The 20879-nt window shown below is 62.8% G+C and carries 18 protein-coding genes; 6 read left to right on the top strand and 12 right to left on the bottom strand.

The annotated features are described in order from the left end of the window. Window positions 1-11: 11 nt before the first annotated feature. The 3 genes from ACJ8M3_RS22540 to ACJ8M3_RS22530 are packed head-to-tail and all read right to left on the bottom strand — an operon-like array spanning window position 12 to window position 6384. Window positions 12-2204, bottom strand: coding sequence for a virulence factor SrfC family protein (locus tag ACJ8M3_RS22540; protein ID WP_060660153.1), 2193 nt, complete (start codon window positions 2202-2204; stop codon window positions 12-14). Continuing rightward, the gene (locus ACJ8M3_RS22535) at window positions 2201-5146 is read right to left on the bottom strand and encodes a virulence factor SrfB (protein WP_060660862.1); all 2946 of its coding nucleotides are present in this window, start codon (window positions 5144-5146) and stop codon (window positions 2201-2203) included. Before ACJ8M3_RS22535 ends, ACJ8M3_RS22540 begins: the two co-directional genes overlap by 4 nt. Beyond that, window positions 5146-6384, bottom strand: coding sequence for an SrfA family protein (locus ACJ8M3_RS22530; RefSeq protein ID WP_089197724.1), 1239 nt, complete (start codon window positions 6382-6384; stop codon window positions 5146-5148). The genes ACJ8M3_RS22535 and ACJ8M3_RS22530 overlap by 1 nt, the downstream gene beginning before the upstream one ends. 297 nt (window positions 6385-6681) lie before the next feature. Between ACJ8M3_RS22530 and ACJ8M3_RS22525 the strand changes: the two genes are divergently transcribed. Next, window positions 6682-7596 (top strand): DMT family transporter, encoded by a 915-nt coding sequence (locus tag ACJ8M3_RS22525; protein ID WP_033645389.1) that lies wholly within the window; start codon window positions 6682-6684, stop codon window positions 7594-7596. Here ACJ8M3_RS22525 and pdxR read toward each other — a convergent pair. The 9 genes from pdxR to ACJ8M3_RS22480 form a co-directional block, all read right to left on the bottom strand. Next, window positions 7593-9086, bottom strand: coding sequence for a MocR-like pyridoxine biosynthesis transcription factor PdxR (gene pdxR, locus ACJ8M3_RS22520; RefSeq protein WP_033645337.1), 1494 nt, complete (start codon window positions 9084-9086; stop codon window positions 7593-7595). The two genes, ACJ8M3_RS22525 and pdxR, sit on opposite strands and share 4 nt — an antisense overlap. Window positions 9087-9165: 79 nt before the next feature. After that, a complete protein-coding gene (locus ACJ8M3_RS22515) occupies window positions 9166-9789 on the bottom strand; it encodes a LuxR C-terminal-related transcriptional regulator (RefSeq protein WP_033645336.1) in 624 nt (207 codons plus the stop codon). Window positions 9790-9898: 109 nt separating this feature from the next. Then, the gene (locus ACJ8M3_RS22510; protein ID WP_033645335.1) at window positions 9899-10438 is read right to left on the bottom strand and encodes a fimbrial protein; all 540 of its coding nucleotides are present in this window, start codon (window positions 10436-10438) and stop codon (window positions 9899-9901) included. An 18-nt stretch (window positions 10439-10456) separates the two neighbouring features. Next, complete coding sequence (locus ACJ8M3_RS22505; RefSeq protein ID WP_033651772.1) at window positions 10457-11461, bottom strand: fimbrial protein; 1005 nt, start codon at window positions 11459-11461, stop codon at window positions 10457-10459. 14 nt (window positions 11462-11475) lie between these two features. Then, window positions 11476-12087, bottom strand: a complete 612-nt coding sequence (locus ACJ8M3_RS22500; RefSeq protein WP_089197537.1) for a fimbrial protein — start codon at window positions 12085-12087, stop codon at window positions 11476-11478. Between the two features lie 11 nt (window positions 12088-12098). Then, entirely contained in the window at window positions 12099-12845 is a 747-nt protein-coding gene (locus ACJ8M3_RS22495) for a fimbrial biogenesis chaperone (protein ID WP_033645332.1), read from the bottom strand. Window positions 12846-12869: 24 nt separating this feature from the next. Next, window positions 12870-15371, bottom strand: coding sequence for a fimbria/pilus outer membrane usher protein (locus ACJ8M3_RS22490; RefSeq protein ID WP_033645331.1), 2502 nt, complete (start codon window positions 15369-15371; stop codon window positions 12870-12872). Between the two features lie 71 nt (window positions 15372-15442). After that, window positions 15443-15994, bottom strand: coding sequence for a fimbrial protein (locus ACJ8M3_RS22485; protein WP_033645330.1), 552 nt, complete (start codon window positions 15992-15994; stop codon window positions 15443-15445). 91 nt (window positions 15995-16085) lie between these two features. Then, complete coding sequence (locus tag ACJ8M3_RS22480) at window positions 16086-16616, bottom strand: fimbrial protein (protein WP_033645329.1); 531 nt, start codon at window positions 16614-16616, stop codon at window positions 16086-16088. 757 nt (window positions 16617-17373) lie between these two features. Between ACJ8M3_RS22480 and ACJ8M3_RS22475 the strand changes: the two genes are divergently transcribed. From ACJ8M3_RS22475 to fetB, 5 genes are all read left to right on the top strand, one after another. Further along, complete coding sequence (locus ACJ8M3_RS22475) at window positions 17374-17787, top strand: hypothetical protein (RefSeq protein WP_033645328.1); 414 nt, start codon at window positions 17374-17376, stop codon at window positions 17785-17787. Window positions 17788-17816: 29 nt separating this feature from the next. Beyond that, window positions 17817-18917 carry an FKBP-type peptidyl-prolyl cis-trans isomerase N-terminal domain-containing protein gene (locus tag ACJ8M3_RS22470; RefSeq protein WP_230358742.1) on the top strand — a complete coding sequence of 367 codons (1101 nt, stop codon included), beginning with the start codon at window positions 17817-17819 and terminating at the stop codon, window positions 18915-18917. Window positions 18918-18954: 37 nt separating this feature from the next. Continuing rightward, a complete protein-coding gene (locus tag ACJ8M3_RS22465) occupies window positions 18955-19242 on the top strand; it encodes a FaeA/PapI family transcriptional regulator (protein WP_004930885.1) in 288 nt (95 codons plus the stop codon). A gap of 191 nt (window positions 19243-19433) precedes the next feature. Then, window positions 19434-20111, top strand: coding sequence for an iron efflux ABC transporter ATP-binding subunit FetA (gene fetA, locus ACJ8M3_RS22460; protein WP_033645325.1), 678 nt, complete (start codon window positions 19434-19436; stop codon window positions 20109-20111). Then, on the top strand, window positions 20098-20871 hold the full coding sequence (fetB, locus tag ACJ8M3_RS22455) for an iron efflux ABC transporter permease subunit FetB (protein ID WP_033645324.1): 774 nt from the start codon (window positions 20098-20100) through the stop codon (window positions 20869-20871). Before fetA ends, fetB begins: the two co-directional genes overlap by 14 nt. Window positions 20872-20879: the final 8 nt, after the last annotated feature.

The following is a 20879-nucleotide window of genomic DNA, read 5'->3' as shown; positions in this document are numbered from 1 at the left end:
GATGGCGCCTGCTACGGCGCAGCGCGCAGGGCCGCGACGATCGCCGCCAGGTCGGCGCGCTGCTCGTCTGCCAGCGCGGGCTGCGCCTGCGCGGCATTCTCCGCCAGCAGGGTTTGCAGGCCGATCAGCCAGTCATAGATATAAAACGCGGTATTTTTGGTCGGCGTCGGCGCCAGCCGGGTTAGCCGCTGCTGGCCACTCCAGTCCACCGCCGGCTGCGGCGGCGGGGTAAAGATCGGCTGGCCGGGATTGACGCGGCTCTCGGGGCGCGTGGCCGCGTCGCGCCGCTGGAAGCCGAGCCAGGCGACGAAGTCGCCCAGTAGCGCCAGCGCCTGGCTGATCTGCCGATCTTCACCCTGTTCCGGCAAGCTCCTGGCGCACAGCGCGCGCTCCAGTTCGTCGTCGAGCCGCAGGCGGCAGGCGGCGCCGATCAGCGCATCGACCAGCAGTTCGAGGTGCGGCCTGTCGACGCCGAGCAGATCCAGCAACCGGCGGCTGTCAGGCAGCGCGCGCAGATGGTTGACCCAGTCGGCGAAGATCCGCGCGGCGAAAGGCGATGCGGGCTGCTCGCCGGGCGCCGCAGGGTCTTGCGCACCGAACAGATCGATATCCAGCCCAAACGGCGAAGGCGGCGTCGTCTGGGACGGCGTCGTATGCTGCTGTTGCTGATAAAGCTGGCGCAGCGTATCGCGCTGGGGCAGCAACCGTTCCAGCAGTTCGCCGTGGCGGCCGGCCTGCGCCTGCAACGCGCGCAACAGCTGCTGGGCGCGTTGCTGCGCCGCGTGCGGATCGGCGACGGAGAGCCAGTTGCCGAGCAGGCTTTCCGTCAGTTCGCGCTGCAACTCTTCACGCTGTTCGAGCAAGCGCGCTTGTTTGTGGGCCGGGCGCGCCTGTGCAGCCAGGTAGTTCACCATCCGGCGGCAGTCCTGTTCATCCAGCGCCAGCAGCGTGGCCCAGCTGTCGCCGGGCTCGCCGACCTGACGCTGGACGGCATCGTCGGGCCGCGCTTTGCCTTCCTGACGCAGGTCGAACGGCGTGATCGCCCAGATTAAACCGGGCTTGCGGCGCTGGCGCAGCGCCGGGGTTTCCCCCTGGGTGTGGTTGACCCAATCGGCGAGCGCCTGGCCGACGCGCGCGGTGTCCTGCGGCGTGGCGGCGGCATCGGTCACCAGCAGCAGGCTGGCGTGCAGGCCGTCGGCGCAACGGGCCAGTAAATGGGCGCGCTTCGCCTGCTGCAGACGCTGCGCCGGCTCCGCCTGCGGACAGATGCGGCTGCCGGGCAGGTCGATCAGCGCCACGTCGGCGGGCAAGCCTGCCTGCGTCGTCTGCGGCAGCAGGGTGGTCAATTCTGCGGTCAGCCAGGCCAGATCGCTCAGTGCGATCTCCCGTTCATCGCCGTTTTCGGTCATGACGGCGATCGTGGCGTTTTCCGGTGCGGCGCTTGCGGTCAGCAGCGCCAACGCGCGGCGCGGGGCATGAACCCGTCTGCTGCCGTCGAGGGTATGCAGTGCGTGCGCCAGCTGGCGGTAACGCGCCGTCAGCGTCGCTTCCTCTCCCCACAGCGGCGCAAACAGGCGCGCGCGGTCATCGATGCTCAACTGCGGCGCCAGCGTCACCGCCTGCGGCCAGAAGTGCCTGTCGAGCGTGGATTGCTCTTTGTCGCCGTGGCGGCGCAGGCTGTCCCACAGCGCCAGTACGGCATTGCCGTCGAGGCCATCGATGGCTACCGCCTGTCGGTGGCGCGTCAGCGCTTGCAGGTGGCCGGCGATGGCGCGGGCGTCCCAGTCCGGGCGAAAGCCGCTCATCGCGGCGGCGTCAATCGTCATGGCCAACCACTGCGCTTCATCGAGCAAGGCGAGGGCGATCGGATAATCGGCGGGCCCCGCCTCGGCCGCCGTGCAGTAGCGCACCGCGAGCGAAAGGTCCGCGTCGAAGCGCTTCGCGCCGGGCGCCAGCGCCGCCAACAGATGGGCTTTGGCGGCGGCGTTGTGGCCATATAAACCGATGGCGACCTGCGCAGGCCGTGTGTTTTCCAACAGTGCGGCGCGGTTATGGCAACGCCGCAAACGCTGTATCAGTCGATCGGCTTCCCGCTCCAGGCGGGCGGAGTGATGGCGTGCGGCGTCCACCCAGTCGATCGCCTGCAAAATGCCGGCGCTGAGCGCGTTATTCGGAGCCGCTGGGGCGAGGGTTTGCGTGTTCATCGTGGGTAAATGCTCCCGCTGTCTATCCAGTAGTGGGTCGCACCGGAGGCGCTGGCAGCCAGGGTATTGAGTTTCAGTTGCAGGTGGTGCGCCGGGACGGGGCTGCCGTCGGCCAGCAGCGCCTGGGCGATCTTGACGCTCTCGGCGCCCTGCTCGGCGCTGGCGGTGATGGCCAGCCGCAGGCCGATCACCGCGTCGCCGGCCAGCTTGCGCGCCAACTGGGCGTCATTGATGGTCAGCGTATAGAGCGGCGAGGCCGGCCAGCGTTCGTTGTCCAGCTGGCGGAAGCCCAGACGCAGCGGGCCGCGCAGCTGGAAGCTGCCGGCGGGATCGAGCGCGAAATCGGCGCGATCCAGATCGATGTCGCGGTAATAGACGTTATCGTCCGCCAGCATGTTGTTGCCGTCCAGCATGCCCAGATAGCGAATGGTGGAGTAGGGCTGGAAATCGCCGACGTTGAAGTAAAAGCTCTCCAGCCGCAGATCGATCGCCAGCAGGCACAGCATGGCGCCCACGGCAGCGGTGGATTTCGGGTTGTCGATGCGGCCGCGTTTGTTGAATGGGTACCAGCTGCGGGTGTGGTAGCCCTCGAGCGGCAGAATACGGCTGGCGGGCAGCGGCTGCAGATGGCGCAGCAGCGCCTGCACGCCGGGGAAGCGCGCCGGGCGGCCGGTCAGCAGCAACACGTCGCAGGTGTACAGCGCCACCACTTCGGCCAGCAGGCGCAGACAGCGGCCGATGCCGATGCGATCGGACAAGAAAGCGGCGTGCAGGTCGGCCAGACGGATCACCAGCGGGGTGTGCAGGATATCGAAGGCGTCGCTGTCGGCTTCGCGCTGCACTTCGCCGTTGATAAACGCCAGCACCTGCGGCGTCGGCCGCTGCGGCAGCAGATCGCCGAGGCCGGCGGCGATTTCCGCGCGGCTGTCCAGCGGATCGTACTGCTCATAGGCGGCGAGCAGCGCGCGTCCGGCGGGCATGAAGATCTGCAGCGCGGCCTGTTGACGCAGGGTGGAAAGCCCGTCCATGCGCCCTTCGTTGCCGAACAGTTTGTCCATCAGCGCCGCGGCGGCGCTCACGCCGGCGGCCTCGAACGCCTGTTGCACGGCGGGCAGGACAAACTGCTGGATGATGTCCAGCAAGATATCGTCGCCGGCGACCTTAAAGCCCTCGCGGAACAGCAGGCGCGGGTTGATTTTGATGTTGTTGCCTACGCCGTCATCGAGCGAGTAGTGCGTGATCGCCAGATCGGTGGTGCCGCCGCCGATGTCGATGGAGGCGATGCGCAGCGTCTTGCCGGGCTGTTCACCCGGCGCCAGCGGCCGATCGGGCCGAGCCATGGCGGCGAAGAAGGCGTCGGTGCGGCCGGCGAAGTTCACCTGGGTTTCGTTGTACAGATAGACCATCTGGCCGCAGGTGGCTTCGTCCCACTCGATCTGCACCTGCGGCGCCGGGAAGCGAGTGTGCGCGCCGTCGAACGGCGCATCCTGCGGGTGCCAGCCGAGGGCTTTCCACACCAGCCCGATCGCTTCCTGCATGCGGCGGCGGAAGATCTCCCGCTCCGGCTTCGGCATCGCCGACGGCAGCGTCAGGATGATGGCGCGTAAACGGCGCGGGGCGGCGGCGTTCGGCATGCGGCTGCGTTGGGCGATGCTGTTGATCTGCATCAGCGCCTGCGCCAACAGCTCGCTCAGCATCAGGCTCATCACCGCGCTGCGGCTGTAATGGGCGGCGAACACCGGCAGCCGTTCGGCCGTCGGCAGGGCGGACAGCGGCACGCCCTCGTCGTTGATCAAAGTGGTCAACGGCGCGGCGGCGGCCATCGGCTCGTGCCGCTCGTTGAAGCGCCAGCCGGGCGCATAGCGCTCTTCGTCCCACAGATAGCGGCGCGGGCTGGAGATGCCGGTGGTGCCTTCATGCCCTTCGCGTCGCTGCGCCAATTGCGCGGCTTCACGGCCGACGCGGGTGATGGACGGCCATTGGAAGGCGTCGTCGCGTCCGCTCTGGAAGGACAGATGTGGCTTGCCGAACGCGGCCCGAGAAAACTCCACCCGGCTCTCGAACAGTTCGTTGTAGACGTGATGCGGTTCGGACAGCGAACGCAGCTGCAGCTCATAGGTTTGCTTCAGGCCGTTGCTCTCTTCCGGATGGTCTTCGACCAGCACGCCGCAGGTGTGAGAATTGCCGACGTCCAGCACCAGATCGACGTCGATCGCCGGCTGTTGCAGCGTCGCCGCCGCTATTTTTATCTGCGGCACCGTCAGCTGATGGCCGAGCATGTGCAACAGGTTGAGGTAGTGCGCCTGATACTCGAAGGTTTTCAGCCCGGCGTTGATCTCCGCCTCGGCGCGCTGTTCCCGCTCGGCGGCGCGCTGGCTGAACGCCTCTCGCAACCAGCCGTCCACCCAGGTCAGATCGAGGAACTCGCCCAGCTCGTGGTTGCGGTGCGCCAGCGCGAAGCTCAGATCGGCGCCGAGATCGCTCTCGCCCGGCGCCAGCGCTTCCTGGCCGGGCGCGGCGGCGCGGGTATCGAAGGCCAGCACCACCCGCAGCAGGTTGCCGTCCTGATCCGGTTCATCCAGTTGCACCACCTGCAGGCGAGCCCAGTTATCCGGGCCTGACAAAAATATCCCCGAGGCGGTATAGCGCAAGAACGGCAACGGCAGCCAGAGCTTATCCAGCAGGCGCAGCGACTGCTGCAGCGGGTAGCTGAACTCCGGCCGCACCACTTCGGCGGCTTGCCCGCCCTCGGCCGGCAGCTGATATTTGCCGCTCTCGGCCTCCCATTGCAGGCGCAGCAGCGGGCCGCTGGCGGTCTTGCGCACGAATTTGCCGGGAAACTCGGCGTCCAGCCGCGGGGTCAGGGCAAAGTCCATAAACTGAATGCCGCTGTCCTGAATCAGCGTAATGCCGTGTTTGTAGTCCGTAAGGGGTGCCAGCATCATTTACTCTCGCGCTTGAACGTCATGGGATAGGTGGTGTCCGCATCGTAGCGGCCGGTGCATTCCGCGGCCCCGGTCTCGCCCTGGCGGCAGACGATTTCCGGGATCTGGTAGCGGCTGCCGTCGCTGCAGCGCGCTTTGGTGCGGCTGTTGATCACCAGATTGCCGGACTGCATCAGCCCGGCCTCGACCGCCACCCGGCAGGTGACGCCGTCGCCGTAGGCGATGACGGCGCTGCCTTTGCCCGCGTTCAGGCGGTATTGCAGGCTGGGGCGCTTGCCGGTGATCGGATCTTTCAGCGCCACCGTGGCGCGCCATTTGCCGTTAAGGAAACGGGTGGAGCCGGCCTTCACCGCCTCGGGCGGCAGCACCAGCGCATTTTTGTCCGCCGGCTGCGGGATGACCGGCGCCGGGGGCGGCGGCATCAGCGTGGCGTGCGCCAGCGGCAAGCGCAGCTCAGGCAACGGCGCGGCGGTTTTTTCCGGCGGTGCCGGAGGGCGCACCTCAGCCGGCATCGCCGGTTGCGGCGGCGGTGAGCGGTGCAGCCAGGCGGCCAGCGCCGCGCTGCCTAGCAGCAGTACCGGCAACAGCCACAGCGCGTGGCGTCGACGCGGGCGAACAACGGCGGGGGATTCGGCGGGCGTCGTCGGGGCGGGCACCGGTTCAGGCTCGGCGGCCGGGGCCGGTTTTACCGGTTCGACAACGGCCGGTTTGCGCGGCGCGGCGGCGATCGGCGCCGGTTTTTCCACTTCCGATTCGGGCGGGCGCAGGCAGGCTAACGGATCGTCCGGGCTCTGCGCCTGCGGTTTGATAAAGCCCCAAAAGGTCAGCACCGGCCGATCGTCCACCAGGTAGACGTGGTTGGGATCGGGAATGTGCATCGCTTTGGCCAGCAGCGCGCCGAACAGGCGGTGGCTGGGGTGATCGGTCGCCCGGGTCTGTTCCGTCAGGCTGCGGAAGGTCGCCAGGCAGTGTTCCAGGTGGCGCACCGCCTGCGCGCGCTGGGCATCGCTTGCCGCCAGCCAGGAGGTCACCTTGCCCGGAAAGGGCGCATACCAGTCGATGCGCGTGCCGCTTTCGTTCGGCTGGGGGATCGCCAGACAGTCGGCGGCCTGCTGCTGTCGGCGAAGACGCAGGGTTTCCCGCAGCTGCTGCGCGCAGGCGTAGATCGGTTGCCCGTTTTCGCCTAAAGCCAGCACATCATCCAAACTGCCACTGCGTAAGAAGGGTTTCACCACGGCGCCGCACCTTGTCCTGTTCTGCAAAAACGCATAAAAGTCCATGGTACCCCGCCGGCGATGCCGCCAAACGGCCAAGGACAGCCCGAAAAACGCCCTTCTTTGGCGTTAGCGGCGCACTTTGGCAACCGGCACAGTGAAAATCTCGCTATCTGGACCTGTCTGTGAACCGCTTTATCTGAAAAATAGAACGCAGCCCCGGCAAGCGACGCCGGGGAACGATGTTCTCTTTCACTATGACCTCGCCTCGCGGGTTGCCGATTTCGGTATGCCTCAGGCGTGCGGAGCATTCGCATGATGGACAGTCAGTCTGAAAAAACGCTTGTTGTTACCCCTGCTCATCCCGCCGTCGGGCATTCGGCTCAGGGCTGGATGAACGGTTTCCTCGGCATGATTATCTTCAGCGGCTCGTTGCCCGCCACCCGGGTGGCGGTGCTGGAGCTCGATCCGCTGTTTCTGACGGCGATCAGGGCGGCGATCGCCGCTTTGCTGGCCCTGTGCGCGCTGCGGATCACTCGCCAGGCGCGGCCGACGCGGGCCGATTTGCCGCCGTTGCTGTTTGTAGCGCTCGGCGTGGTCATCGGTTTTCCGCTGCTGACGGCGCTGGCGCTGCAGCACACCACCTCGGCGCATTCGCTGGTGTATATCGGCCTGCTGCCGCTGGCGACCGCCGGTTTTGGCGTCTTGCGCGGCGGTGAGCGCCCCAAGCCCGCTTTTTGGGCTTTTTCGGGCATTGGCGCCGCGCTGGTGGGGGCGTTCGCGCTGAGCCAGGGGAGCGGCGGCGCCTGGCAGGGAGATGCGCTGATGGTCGGCGCGGTGCTGCTGTGCGGTTTGGGTTATGCCGAAGGCGCGGTGCTGTCGCGCCGGATCGGCGGCTGGCAGGTGATCTCCTGGGCGCTGGTGGCGGCGTTGCCGTTGACGCTGGCGGCCGCATGGTGGGCGGCACCGGCCGCTTGGCCCGTCGTCAGCGGCGCCGCCTGGCTGTCGCTGGCTTACGTCTCGGTGTTCAGCATGTGGATCGGCTTTATCTTCTGGTATCGCGGCCTGGCGCAGGGCGGCATCGCCGCCGTCGGGCAATTGCAGCTGCTGCAGCCGTTCTTCGGCCTGGCGCTGGCGGGCTGGCTGCTGCAGGAAACCGTCCAGCCGATGATGATCGCCGTGATGGCCGGCGTGGTGGTTTGCGTGTTCGGCGCCAAGCGCTTTTCTCGCTAGGCCCCGTTGCGGGCGCAGGCGCGGATCACCTCGCCGAGTCGTTCTACCGCCTGCTGCACCTGGCGGTCATCGTAACCGCCCAACCCCAGCACCAGACCCGGCTCACCGTGGCCGGGCGCATACATCGGCGATACCGCCCGCAGCGCCAATCCGGCTTCGTTGGCCTGCTGGGCGACCTGCACGTCGTCGAGATCTTTCCTCAGCCACAGCACCATGTGCATGCCCTGATCGCAGGGCTGCACCCTCCCCAATTCGGCCGGGATGCGCGCGTTGATCGCCTCGATCAGCACCCGGCGTTTCTCGGCGTAGACGCCGCGCATTTTGCGGATATGCCGGTCGAGATACCCTTCGGCGATAAAGGCGGCCAGTACGTGTTGATCTGCGCTGGGCGGGTGACGATCCATCAGGATCCGGGCGCCGCAAAAGGCGTCGACCAGCGGCGGCGGCACGATGGCGTAACCCAATCGCAGCGAAGGGAACAGCACCTTGCTGAAGGTGCCGAGATAGAGCGTCCGCTCGGGCGCCAACCCTTGCAGCGAAGGGAACGGGTGGCCGGCGTAGCGCATCTCGCTGTCGTAATCGTCTTCCACGATCCAGGCCTGCCGTTCTCTGGCCCAGGCCAGCAGGGCGCTTCTTTTCGCCATGCTCATCGGCATGCCCAGCGGATATTGATGAGACGGCGTGACAAAAGCGGCTCGGGCGTCGGCGGCCAGGCGCACGCCGGCGGCGACGTCGATGCCGTCGTCGGCGACAGGCACTCTGATCATGTGTCGATCGCGAAACAGGCTGTTAAAAAGGGCGGTGATGCCGGCGTAGGCGGGGTCCTCGACCCAGGCGCTGTCGCCGGCGTCCAACAGGATCTGCGCGGCCAGATACAGTCCCTGCTGGGTGCCGGCGGTGATGAGGATTTGCTGCGGCGTGCAGTTTACCGAGCGGGAACGGCGCACATAATCGCAGATGGCTTCGCGCAGCGGCAGGGCGCCCAACGGATCGCCATAGCCGGATGGGGCGCCGGGGCCGCGCGCCCGGATGCGGTTGCCGAGCCGCCGCCAGATATCGTCGGGCGCGGTATCGCCGATCGGGACCGACACGGTGAATGGCACCGACGGCAGCGCCCGCGCCTGGGCGGCAAAACGCGCCAGATGCTGCGCCTGTGAAGAAAGCGGCACGGCTGTGGCCGGAGCGGTTTGCACCGTGGCGTGTGGCGTGCGGCGCGGCGCCTGATAGTGGGCGACCCGGGTGCCGGAGCCGGGCTGCGGTTCAAGAAAGCCTTCCGCCGTCAGCTGAGCAAACGCCTCCAATACCGTGCCGCGCGCCAGATTCAGCGCCGCCGACAGCCGGCGCGTCGAAGGCAGCAGATCGCCCGCTTTCAGATCGCCTTTGTGGATGGCCCGGCGCAGTGCCTGCGCCAGTTGGTGGCTTAGCTGCCCCGCCTGGCGGTCAATCTCGCCGAGGGCGGGGACGTCAACGACTTGGGCTGTTCTGGGCATGCATTCCGGCTCGCTGTGCAGTGCAAAAATGAGTATTCAGAGTAAACCACTCTGTCGGCACTCGCGAGTCCGTTGTCAGTCAACTCAGCCCGCGCTGATTCAGCAGCACCTTATTCAGCTCGCTGTTTTTACGCACGTTGAGCTTGCGCATCGCCGAACGCTTATGGGCGCTGATGGTTTTCTGGCTGCGCTGCAGCAGGCCGGCGATGCTGCAGGCGGACATGCCGCTGCTCATCAAACCCAGCACCTTTTTCTCGCAGTGGCTGAGCGCGGCGATGCGGCAAGCCTGGCATTTCCACTGGCCGGCGGCGTGCAGCGCCACCCACGGATGCAGGATGAACTTTTCCAACGCCATCTGCAGCTTGAGGCGAATGGCGTAGGCCGAATCGCGCCGATGGATGCTGAACAGCGGCGGCAGGTTTTTCACCTGTTGCTGGGTCGCGTCGTCGAGGATCAGCAGGGTCAGCTGCCGCTGGCGCGGAACGCCGTGAGGGCTTTGATAACAACAGGCGCAGCCCCAGCGCTCTTCCGGCGTGCGGAACACGATTTCGATGTTATCCAACGCCTGCAGCGCCAGCGGCGAGAACTGCGGGTACCGGCGGTGGCATTCGTTCAGGGAGTGCAGATAGTCCTGCAGCAGCAGACGCAGCCCCTGCTGGTAGAAGTTATCGCTGTCGAACAGCGTGAAGCGAATATCTGGCATGGGTGACTCCTTAAAAAGCCGTGGCGCCGCGCCGGAGCAAACGGTGACGGCCCATCGCCGGCGTTCGCGCGCCGGTCGTTTTCCTGATTTCCCTGGGACGGTGCGAGGCTTATTGGTACGCCAGCACAAAATTGGCGATGGACGTGAATTCGCCTTCGGTAATGCTTTGGTTTTGAATCGCGCTGGGCCGCCCTTGCACATAGGCGGTGAAGTTCAGGCTGTTGGGGCCGTTTTGCAGCGCGACGGCGCTGGTGGCCTTATTCAAATCGATGTCTGCGCCCTGATGATCGAACAGGGCGATGGCGGCGCCGTTCGCGCCGTTGTTGATCGCCAGCTTGCCCGGCATCTCTCCGTCTTCGGTGCCGCTGAAGGTCACGCTGACGGATTTGAACACCGTGGTCTTGCAGTCGGTCAGCTTGATGCTGAACGGCACCGGCGTGGTATGGCCGTAGCGGTACAGGGTTTTGACGATCACCGTGCCCATCTCCACCAGCTGATCGGCGGACTGCGGTTCGATATTGCACGGCCGGCTCACCACGGTGCCGTGGAACTGCACCGGCGCGCCGATAAGCTCGGTGTTCGCCGCCGCCGGCATGGCGGCAAACCACCAGGACGCGCAGCTGAGCAGCGCTAAAGCGCGTAGACGCATTTTCCGTTCCTCCCTCGGTTACTGGAATGCCGCCACGATGGTGGCCGACGCGTTGAATTCCCCTTCGCCGATCTCCGCGCCGCCGTTGGCGAACGGCGCCGCCACCAGGTTCCAGGAGCCGCCGTTGCCGATGTTCGGCACCGGGTAAAACTCGTTCGGAATGACCAACTGGCCGTTGTGCGTCAGCCGGATGCCGAGATCGTTCTTGTCGGTTTTGAACACCTCGTTGCTGAAGGCGGCCGCCGTGCCCGACACCGCCAGCTTGATGTTCAGCGTGCCGTCCTCGAAGCTGCCGCCCTCGCACTGGAAGCGCACCGGAATGCTTTGCGGATAGTTCGAGCCGTTGAGATCGCTGCCGCCGATTTCGCCGAACTCCACGTTGATCAGCTGGCCTTCGTTCACTACGCATTTATCCGGCACGTAAAGGATCGCGGACTGGATAAACACCTGCGCCATCGGATTGGGGCCGAAACCGCCGTCGGTCGAGCCGAGGCGGCCGAACATCTCGATGATCTGCCGATCGTTAATCTCGACGCCGTTGATGATCTTTTTGCGCACCCGGAAGGTGATGCGGCCTTTTGAACCGCTTTCATAGTTGTTGACCTGCACATAGGGCGGTGAGCAACTGTGATTGGGATACTCGTTGGATTCGTTGTAAAAAGGCACCGTGACATAGGCCTTCTTATTACCTGCAATCCACACTTCGGCTTTTAAATCCAGGAAGTCGTTCAACTGCAAGAAGCCGTTGCCGTAGTCAGAGGGGGGCAGCGCCGAATCCGACTTGTAAAAGTGCGGGCTTCGGGGGATCGGCGTATCGCAGTAGGCCTTGCCGGTATAGGTACCGCCTAATGAATAGGGAAACTGTTTGGTGAACCCCACCTGGTTGGTGATGTTGCTTTGATTCAGATCGATATAGAACTGTTTGGGGCCGCCGTCCGGCGTGACGTAGCCGTTGGCCCAGGCGGCGGGGGCCGCCAGCGCGATCGCCAGCGGCAGGCAGAGTTTGGTCAGTTGTGTTTTCATCGCGTTCTCGAGCCTCACAGGTAAATCACCTGAATGTGCGCCACGGCAGCGAACCCGGCCGCCATCACCGCCCGCTGGGTGGATTCCACGCTGGCGCTGAACCACAGGGTGTTGCTACCGGGTTGCAGAATGTAAGGGCGGCTGCGTTGATTCAGCTCCAGCGCCTGGCCTTGTTGGTCTTGCAGCCGCAGGCCGATGCCCTGCACGCCGCCGTTCAGCTTCAGCAGCGATGGGTTATCGACATCGCTTTCGCCGAGAAAAACCAGCGTGGCGGCCTGCTCTCCCTGCAGGTAGAGGCGGCCGGCGTCGCCGTTGCGCGGGCCGGCCGGGTTATCCGCCAGCGCGCGCGCGCCCAGCAGGCAGTTGCGGAACGAGAGGCGAAAACGCACCGGCGCGCTGCGATCGCCAGCGTTGCGGAAGTCGCGTGCGCTGATGTCGCCCAGATCGACGGACTGATCCCGGCTGTCCGGCGTCAGGCTGCAGGGAGAGCTGAGCAGGCCGCCGTGAAAGCTGACGGTGCCGGTGGTGCCTTCGATCACGCCCAGCGGCGTTGCCGCCATCGCGCCGCCGCCGCACAGCAGTGCGCCGAGCAGCAGCGGGCGCAGTCGATCGGTGAATTCAGCCATGCTGGACCTCCTTATTTTTTCTCGGGCACGGCGGTGCAAACGCCGCCATTGCAGACGAAGCGCAGCTCCGGATGGCCGCCGTAGTCGTTGATGTAGGTGATGACGAAGCTGTTCATGCCGGTCTCTTGCAGCTTGAGGCTTTCGCTGGATTTCGGCTTCAGCATCAGCGGCTGAAAACCGCCGATCGCGCCGCCGCCCTGTTTTTGCGTCTGCCGCGTCATGCCGGTCAGGGTGATGTAAAACGGCGTCGGGTTGTCGACGGTGATGGCGCCGCCGCTTTTACGGAACACCAGCTTTTCCTGCCACACCTGGCCCTTGGGCGCGACGATGGCTTTCGGTCGATAGAACAGTTTGATCTGCGTTTGCAGCGCCAGCTGCATCACGTTGGTTTTGGTGCTTTTCGGCGGAATTTCGCGCAGGTTGAAGTAGAACACCGACTCGCGATCCTGTGGCAGGCGATCCGCCTCCGGCGTCTTGGTGATGCGCACCACGCTGCGCTCGCTTGGTTCCACGCGCTGCAGCGGCGGCAGCACCACCAGCGGCGAGGTGATTTTCTGGTGCTGCTCGTTCTCCAGCCAGGACTGCGCCAGGAAGGGCAGCTCTTTGTTTTCGTTGACGATATTCAGGCTGATCGATTTGGCGTCGCTCACATAAACGGCGCGCGTGCGATCCAGCGATATCGCCGCGTCGGCGGTGGGCAGTACGGCGCTCAGGGCCAGGCCGGCGGCGGTCAGTAGCGTTATCGGGTGTTTGTTCATGTCATTATTTCTCAGCGTTACGGATTACAGGGTGGCGCACGGCAGCAGCAGCTGGTCCAGCGGCTTGGCGGCGCCGGGGATCACGATGCGGCAGCGGCGTTGGCCTTCCCAGGCGACGTCCAGTTTTTCCTCCGGCTGCACGCCGGTCAGGTAAACCGAGCCGCCGTCGTTGACCACCGCGACCTCGCGGCCTTTCTCGCTCAGCACCGCGGCGCCGAACGGCGGTTCGCTGCCGTCCGCGAGGCGAATGGTGGCCAACAGCTTGCTGCCTTTCACCACCTCGAAGTGGCGGTAGCCGATGGCGCCTTCGGTCAGCGTGCCTTGCACCACGGCGCGAGTGGCCTCGACGTCGTCCGCCAGCTTGTTGACGTCGATGCGGGTGTCGGTGTTGTAGTAGCTGGTGATGTCGGAAATCACCGCCAGCCCGAAACGGTTGCTGTAGGCGCGGCCGTTGTTGATCGGCACGCCGGCGATGCCGTCGGTGTCGAGCATCATGCGGCTGCCGCCGTTGCTCGAGTTCTGATGCGCCGCGATGCCGTGCCGGGTCGCAGTGAGGCCGCCGCGGAACGAGCCACCGATCGACGAGTAGCTGTCCTGCTGGTAAGAGGCGCTGGCGTTCAGCGAGCCAAACGAGGCGTTGTGGGTGTAGTACCCGCGCGCCAGCGATTTGCCGGACTGATTAAAGCCGCCGCTGACCTGCCAGGTATTGTCCGGATCGCTGTAGTCGTTGTACGACGCGGTCTGCGTGACATCGCCGTTGTTGGTTTGCAGCGCATAACCGACGCGCCGACGGTCGCCGATCGGCACGGTGAAGTTGAGCATCACGCTGTCGTCGGTGCGGCCCTGGTAATAGGTGCGGTAAGCCGACAGCGAGGCGGTGATGTTGCTGATATCGCCGACGCTGAACAGCTTGCTGGCCGACAGCCCGTAACGGTCCTGGGTTCGCGCATCCCAATAGGTCTGGTGCGAGTAGGTCAGGTAGGCGGTGATCGCCTTGGCGCTGTCTTCCGCCATAAAGGTTTTGCTGGCGGTGATGGTGTACAGCTCTTTCTGGCGGCCGTTGTAATTCTTGTCGTAATCGCCGTAACGCTCCTGCAGGTACTGCGACATGTTCATGAACTTGCGCTGCGAGAAGCGGTAGCCGGCGAAGGTGATCTGGCTGTTCAGCTCATCGAACCGTTTGGCGTAGTTGAGCTTGAACGACATGCCGCTGGCGGTCGGCTCGCCGGGCAGACGGGCGATCGACTGGGTGACGTCCAACGACATGGCGCCGAACACGTTCAGATCGCGGCCGAGGCCGAGCGCCCAGGCGTTATAGTCGCCGCCGAGCAGCGCCCCGCCATACAGCGACCAGGCGTTGCTCAGCCCCCAGGAGAAGTCGCTGGCGGAAAACAGCGGGCCCTGGGTGCGGTGGTCGTAGGCCGAGGTTTTGCCGAGCGCCACGTTGTAGCGCACGTAGCCCGGGCGGGTCAGGTACGGAATGGTGGCGGTATCCACCTGGAAGGTCGAGACGGTGCCGTCCTGCTCTTCCACCTTGACGTCCAGCTTGCCGCGCACCGAGCTGTTGAGATCCTGAATGGCGAACGGCCCGGCGGGCACGGTGGTTTCGTACAGCGTGCGGCCTTCCTGCGAGACGGTGATCTTGGCGTTGCTCTTGGCGATGCCGCGCACTTCCGGCGCGTAGCCCTGCAGGTTCGGCGGCAGCATGCGCTCGTCGCTGGCCAGATTGAGGCCGGTGAAGCGATAGGCGTCGAACACCCCGGAGTCGAGATAAATCTCACCCAGTGTCAGCTTGGCGGCCTGCATCGGCAGCGCGCGGTAGGCGTAGATCTGGTTCCAGTCGAAGCCGGTGCTGCGATCGCCGGCCTGCTGATTGTAATTGGCCTGGTAGTCCGCGCGCAGGCGCCAAGGGCCCAGGTTGGCGCCCAGCGTGCCGTAGCTGCTCAGGTTCTGGGCGGTGTTGTTGTTGTGATTCTGCTTGCCTAACTGGCCGCTCAGGTTGTAGTCCAGCAGCAGGCCGGGAATGCCGTCGTCCCACTGCTCGGGCGGCGTCCAGTCGGGATCGGAGTATTTCATCCACGCCTGCGGGATGGTGATCGCCAGCACGCCGCCGCCGATGCGATCGGAGACGGTCGCGCCTTTGATGCCGCGAATGTCGGCGCACTGGTTGTCGTGCCACAGGGTGACTTTTTTGGCCGCTTCTTCTTTCAGCGCCATTTTTTCCACCAGATCAGGCGGCAGGCACACCTGGCTGCCGCTCTTGTTATCCGGCGACGGGAAATACTGAATGCTGCGCTGGGGCAGCGTTTTCTGGTTGATCTTGATGTCCAGCAAATAAGCGCCGGGCATGACGTAGTCGGCATCGGAGAAACGCGAAAGATCCACTTTGCTGCGCTCGCCGATATCCAGGACGTCGGTATTGAATTCCGTGGCGGAAAATGCCGGACGCACCCAGAGGAAAGATAGAATGACGAGAAGAGGTAGGTGTTTCCGTGTCAGTAATGACGTCATAGCATAATCACTCATGGCAAGTCCGCGCCCAATAGCAGGTCATCCGTGCGACCTGAATACGTAATGCTGTGCAGCGCCCGCCGGCGCTAGAGATAAGACAGGGTGAATTTGGCCAGAGAGCTGAAGCCGCCCGCCCGTGCCTTATCGGGATGCAGGCGCAACTGCGCGCCAAAACGCAGCGTGTTGTCGCCGGCGACGATCTGGTAATCCGCCGTCGTGCTGCCGAGCGGGATCGGGGTGCCGGCATCGGTCAACAGCTCGATAGCCACGCCCTGCGCCTCGCCGTAAACGCCCAGCAGGGAAGGATCCCGGCTGTCGGCGGTGCCGTCGAAGGTGACGTTGGCTGCGCGATAGATGAAGTCAGGCTTCACCTGGCTGGCCAGTTCGCAGTTCACCAGTTTGATCGTGAAATGACGGCGGCTGCCGATCAGCACCGATTGCCCGTCCTGCGAGGCATCGGTCATGGAGATCAGACCGAAATCGACGGTTTGATCCAGGCTGTCGCTGGCGATGCCGCACGGCGTTTCAACGATGGTGCCGCCCAGGCTGACTTTGCCGTGGCCCTGATTTTTCACTGCCGCCGCCGCGCTGCCTACGCTGAGCGCGATGAGCAACAGGCCGCAAAGGCGGATAGTCATGCTGGCGTCTCCCTGTCTTGCCCTGTTCCCTTGCCGCTCTCGTCGGCATGCAATCAAGCGGGGGATGCCCTGAGACATCCCCTGTGGGGTATTACAGGTAAGCCAGGGTGAAGTTGGCCACGCTGGTGAAGTCGCCCGGCACCACGGCGGCGGAGGCGCTGCTGCCCTGCAGGTAAGCGGCGAATTTCAGCGAGTTGTCGCCGTTGTTCAGGCCCTGACCGTCGGTCGCCGTGCCCAGTTCCACTTCCTTGGAGTGCAGGTTGTCGTAGATCACGATGCCGGCGCCGGTTGCCGTGCCGCTCAGGGCCAGCAGTTTGTTGTTGACCGGATCAGGCGTGCCGGTAAAGGTCACCTTGACGTTTTTCATGGTGGAGATGGAGCAATCTTTCAGTTCGATGTTGAAAGGTTGCATGCTGGATTTACCCTGGTTAGCCAGGATGCGGCTGCTGATCTGGCCCATTGGTACGGTTTGGTCAACGGATTCCGGCGCGACGCTGCATGGCGCATCGATAATTTCGCCGGTAAAGGTGACTTTACCGCTGCCCTGATTAGATGCGGCGTGAGCAACAGATGCAGAAGCGAAAGCAATCACGGTTGCCAGCATTAATTTATTCAGTTTCATTTCTCAGGTTCCTGTAGAGAGTTTTTAAATAAAAAGAACAGCACATCTAAATCCCCCGCAGCGGCGGCAACGTCATGTCGCCGGCCGTACGGTTGGAGCCAGATCCTTTTGCTCTGGGCAATACGCCAACATCCGTTATTTATGAGAAATAACGAGATTGGGAAAATCGACAATGGATTTTCTGGTAAATAAAATACGAGTTTTACGTGTGGCGTGTTGCTGGGAATATTCTTGCAAATAATAGTATTGCTTGGAAATAGATTTTATTAAATTAAGTCAAATTCAGAATATAAAACCAAAAGGAAAAAGAAATATATTTGCTTTAAAACCAATAGATCGTATACAAATATTATCCAGTATAAATCACTATATAAATAACGATATGCGAGATATTAGATCGGGGGAAATAGGCTGATACCTACAATTCGCCATATTGTTTTGCTAATATCGCCCTGAGGCAGCAGATGATGAATTTCCCTTTAGAAACAAAATATAAAACATAATCTATTGTTTTTATTGTTGTTTCGTGGTTTTCTTCTCCTAAGGGATTGGTTTTTTTATTCGTGTTTAGCCCGCGTTTAGGTCTAATTCATTAACAATTAAATAACAATGTCATCGGTAGTGAATTATTCTATCGCACTGCGGTATAGGGATTTTTCACTGCCTAACCCATTTTGATTAATCAAATTAAGGCATGTGCTGTTGCCGTTCGCCACATAATGATGACCTAAGTGACAATTAAAGGATTATAAACGGAATGATAACGATGATTAATGCTTGCGGCGGCCGCCGCACGGTAGTTTCTGCTATATTTTTACTGTCTGTCATGTCGCTGTCAGGCTGCGTGGGCGGTAGCAAGACAAACCTGAATTCCGTGAAAAAAATTTCACAGAACAATCCTAATGATAAATCCGATGAACAACGTATCGCGCTTTGCCAGCAACGGGTTAACTCATTAAAAAATATTAATCCGCAGAGTTACCAAAAACGCATTGCCTATTTTAACGGTCTGCTTTCCAACGCTTCCGGATATGCCGGCGTGCGCGGCAATGTGGATGAAAGCACCCGTAAAGCGATTGATGCTCTTTATCAATATAAAACCGAGAAATTCTGCGCCGACGTTGAACATGAGCTGATGTCCGATCTGTCCAACCGGGTCGAGAATCTGTAGCCATGAAGCGATGCGCGCAAAGATGGGCGATGGGGCTTTGGCTGTTGGCGCTGAGCGGCGCCGTTTGCGCCGCTGACGACGGCATTCCCGCCCTGTTGAAATTTGCCGAACAGCGGCAGGCTCCGCCGGCCGCGCTCAAGGAGGAAACCGCGCGTAAACCGGCGCCCGCACCGGCCGCCAAACCGGCCGCCGTCGCGGGGGCAGACGGCGCTCGTTTAACTTCTCTGAAGCACTCTGTACAACAGCAGGCGGAGAAAATCCGTCAGCTGGAGCGCCAGTTGGCGGCGGCTCAGGCCGCCGCGGCGCCGAAAAGCGAGCGGACCGATGTCGATATTCGGCCACTGGCCGATGCCCTGAAGGCGTTGCGGCAGGCCGTTGCGCCGTTGCCTGAGGTCACCGCGCTGGCCGCTTCGCTCACGCGGGCCGAACAGCGCAGCGCAAGCTTGACGGCGCAGTTGGCACAGCAACGACAGCGGGTAGACACCTTGCTGGCTGAGCGGCGGCAGGCGGCTGAGGCCCCGGTGCTGGCCAGCGAGGCGGACAAACAGGCGTATGCCGCCGGCGTGTCTCTGGGGCGCGACATTTTGCATCTGCAGCAGGAGAACCGGCGCGCGGGGCTGGAGGCAGACCGGCAGCTTTTGCTGGCCGGCATCGCCGATACCCTGGCCGGGCGGTTGCGGCTGGATGAGGCCGCCATCGACGGCGCGCTGCGCGCGGCTCAGCAGCGTTTGCAGCAGACACAGGCTCCTCCCCTGGACGGCAAGGCCTATCTGGCCGATTTCGCCCGCCAGGAAGGGGTAAAGCGGGATGCACTCGGTTTCTACTATCGGGTGGACTATGCCGGCAGCGGCGCGATCGGCGCCGACGATCGGGTGGATATCGTGGTGCGCGAAAGCCTGACCGACGGCCGGGTGGTCAAAGATATGGAGCTGGCGGGGACAGTGATCTCGCAGCCATTGACGCGCTATCCGCCGCTGTTTCGCGCCGCTATCGAGAAGCTGCAGCGCCACGGCTCGATCACGCTGGCGGTGCCGCCGGCGCTGGCGTACGGCAAGCAGGGCAGCCCGCCGGCGATCCCCCCGAATGCCACCATGATTTACACCCTGCGCATCGCTGACGTGCAGCCGTGAGCGGGGTGCTCAGCAGTAACCACTCAGGAGGAATGCTATGGCCAAGGCGCCGAAAACGTTTGAAAGCAGAAAATCGCTGATGCTGAATGTGTTGCAAGGATTGTGCAGGGAGCGTGTGGAAGGATCTGGGGGCCACCATCCCCCGCCGGAACAGTGGCCGAAGACGCGCGAGCTGGCGGATAAATGCGGCGAAAATATTTATACCACCCGCACCCTGCTGCTGGCGCTGGAAAAGGAGGGCAAGGTTCACTGCACCCACCGCAGCATCAACAATTCTCTCCGCTGGTACAGCTGCGACGAACAGGCAGCGATAAAAAAAGAGTGATTCGACCCTGGCGGTCGCTTTTGACTATTCCTACAGCTAATCATTAATTAAATTTATCATTTGACGGGGCGTTTCGCTCCGTCAATCCTCCCTCTTCGTTCGCTGCCATCCGTACAGGCATTGCTAAGATGTTTTTTGCAGCCATATACTTATCGCTCAGACGGGAACAGGTGTAGGGAGCCGGCATCGTAATGAAGGAAAAGAAAGACATACTGAGATTGGATGATATTCATTATCAAATAGACCGCCAGGTGATCCTGGACTCCGTCTCTTTCACGTTGGGTGAGGGCGAGTTCAAACTGATCACCGGGCCTTCCGGCTGCGGAAAAAGCACGCTGCTGAAAATCATCTCTTCCTTAATGAATCCGACCAGCGGAAGCCTCTATTTTGACGGCCAGGCGATCGACGAGATGTCGCCGGAGGCGTATCGCAAGCAGGTCTCTTATTGCTTCCAGACGCCGGCGCTGTTCGGCAATACGGTTTACGACAATCTGGCGCTGCCGTATCAGATCCGCCAGGAACCGCCGGCCGAGCGAAAAATGAAGGCCGATCTGGCGCGTTTCGGCCTGCCGGAGGCGATGCTGACGAAAAGCATCAATGAACTGTCCGGCGGGGAGAAGCAGCGCGTGTCCCTGATCCGCAACCTGCAGTTTATGCCGCGGGTGCTGTTGCTCGATGAGATCACCAGCGCGTTGGACGAGGAAAATAAGCGCAACGTCAACGAAATCGTGCATCAGCTGGTGGCGGAACACCGGCTGGCGGTGCTGTGGGTGACGCACGATACCGAAGAGATAGCGCATGCGGACGAGGTGATCACCCTGCGCGCGCACGGCGCCGAGCCACAGGAGCAACAGCATGAATCAGCATAATATCACCAACGAATCCTTGGGCTTGTCGATGGTGCTGGTGGTGGTCGCCATCCTGATCAGCCACCGGGAAAAGCTGGCGCTGGAAAAGGACATCATCTGGAGCATCTGCCGCGCGGTGGTGCAGCTGATCATCGTCGGCTACGTGCTGAAGTATATTTTCGACCTGGATAACGCCGTTCTCACCGTGTTGATGGTGCTGTTCATCTGCTTTAACGCGGCCTACAACGCCAAGAAACGCAGCAAGTACGTCGAACACGCGTTCGTGACGTCGTTTATCGCCATCACCACCGGCGCGGTGCTGACGCTGGCGGTGCTGGTGTTGACCGGCTCCATCGAATTTACGCCGATGCAGGTGATCCCCATCTCCGGGATGATCGCCGGCAACGCCATGGTGGCGGTGGGGCTGTGCTATACCAACCTCGGCCAGCGTTTCAAAAGCGAGCAGCAGAAGATTCAGGAGATGCTCAGCCTGGGGGCGACGCCCAAGTTCGCGTCGGCGGCGCTGATCCGCGACAGCATCCGCGCTTCGCTGATCCCGACCGTCGACTCGGCGAAAACCGTTGGGCTGGTCAGCCTGCCGGGCATGATGTCCGGGCTGATCTTCGCCGGCATCGATCCGGTGAAAGCGATCAAATATCAGATTATGGTGACCTTCATGCTGCTTTCCACCGCCAGCCTGTCGACCATCATCGCCTGCTATCTGGCCTACCGTAAGTTTTACAATGAGCGCCATCAGCTGGTGGTCGGCAACCTGAAGTAACGCCATGA

This window comes from Serratia sp. CY55921, from assembly GCF_052167655.1.
Taxonomy (GTDB): domain Bacteria; phylum Pseudomonadota; class Gammaproteobacteria; order Enterobacterales; family Enterobacteriaceae; genus Serratia; species Serratia ureilytica.
Note: the sequence above shows the minus strand (reverse complement) of the source record. Positions and strands in the feature narration are given on the sequence as shown.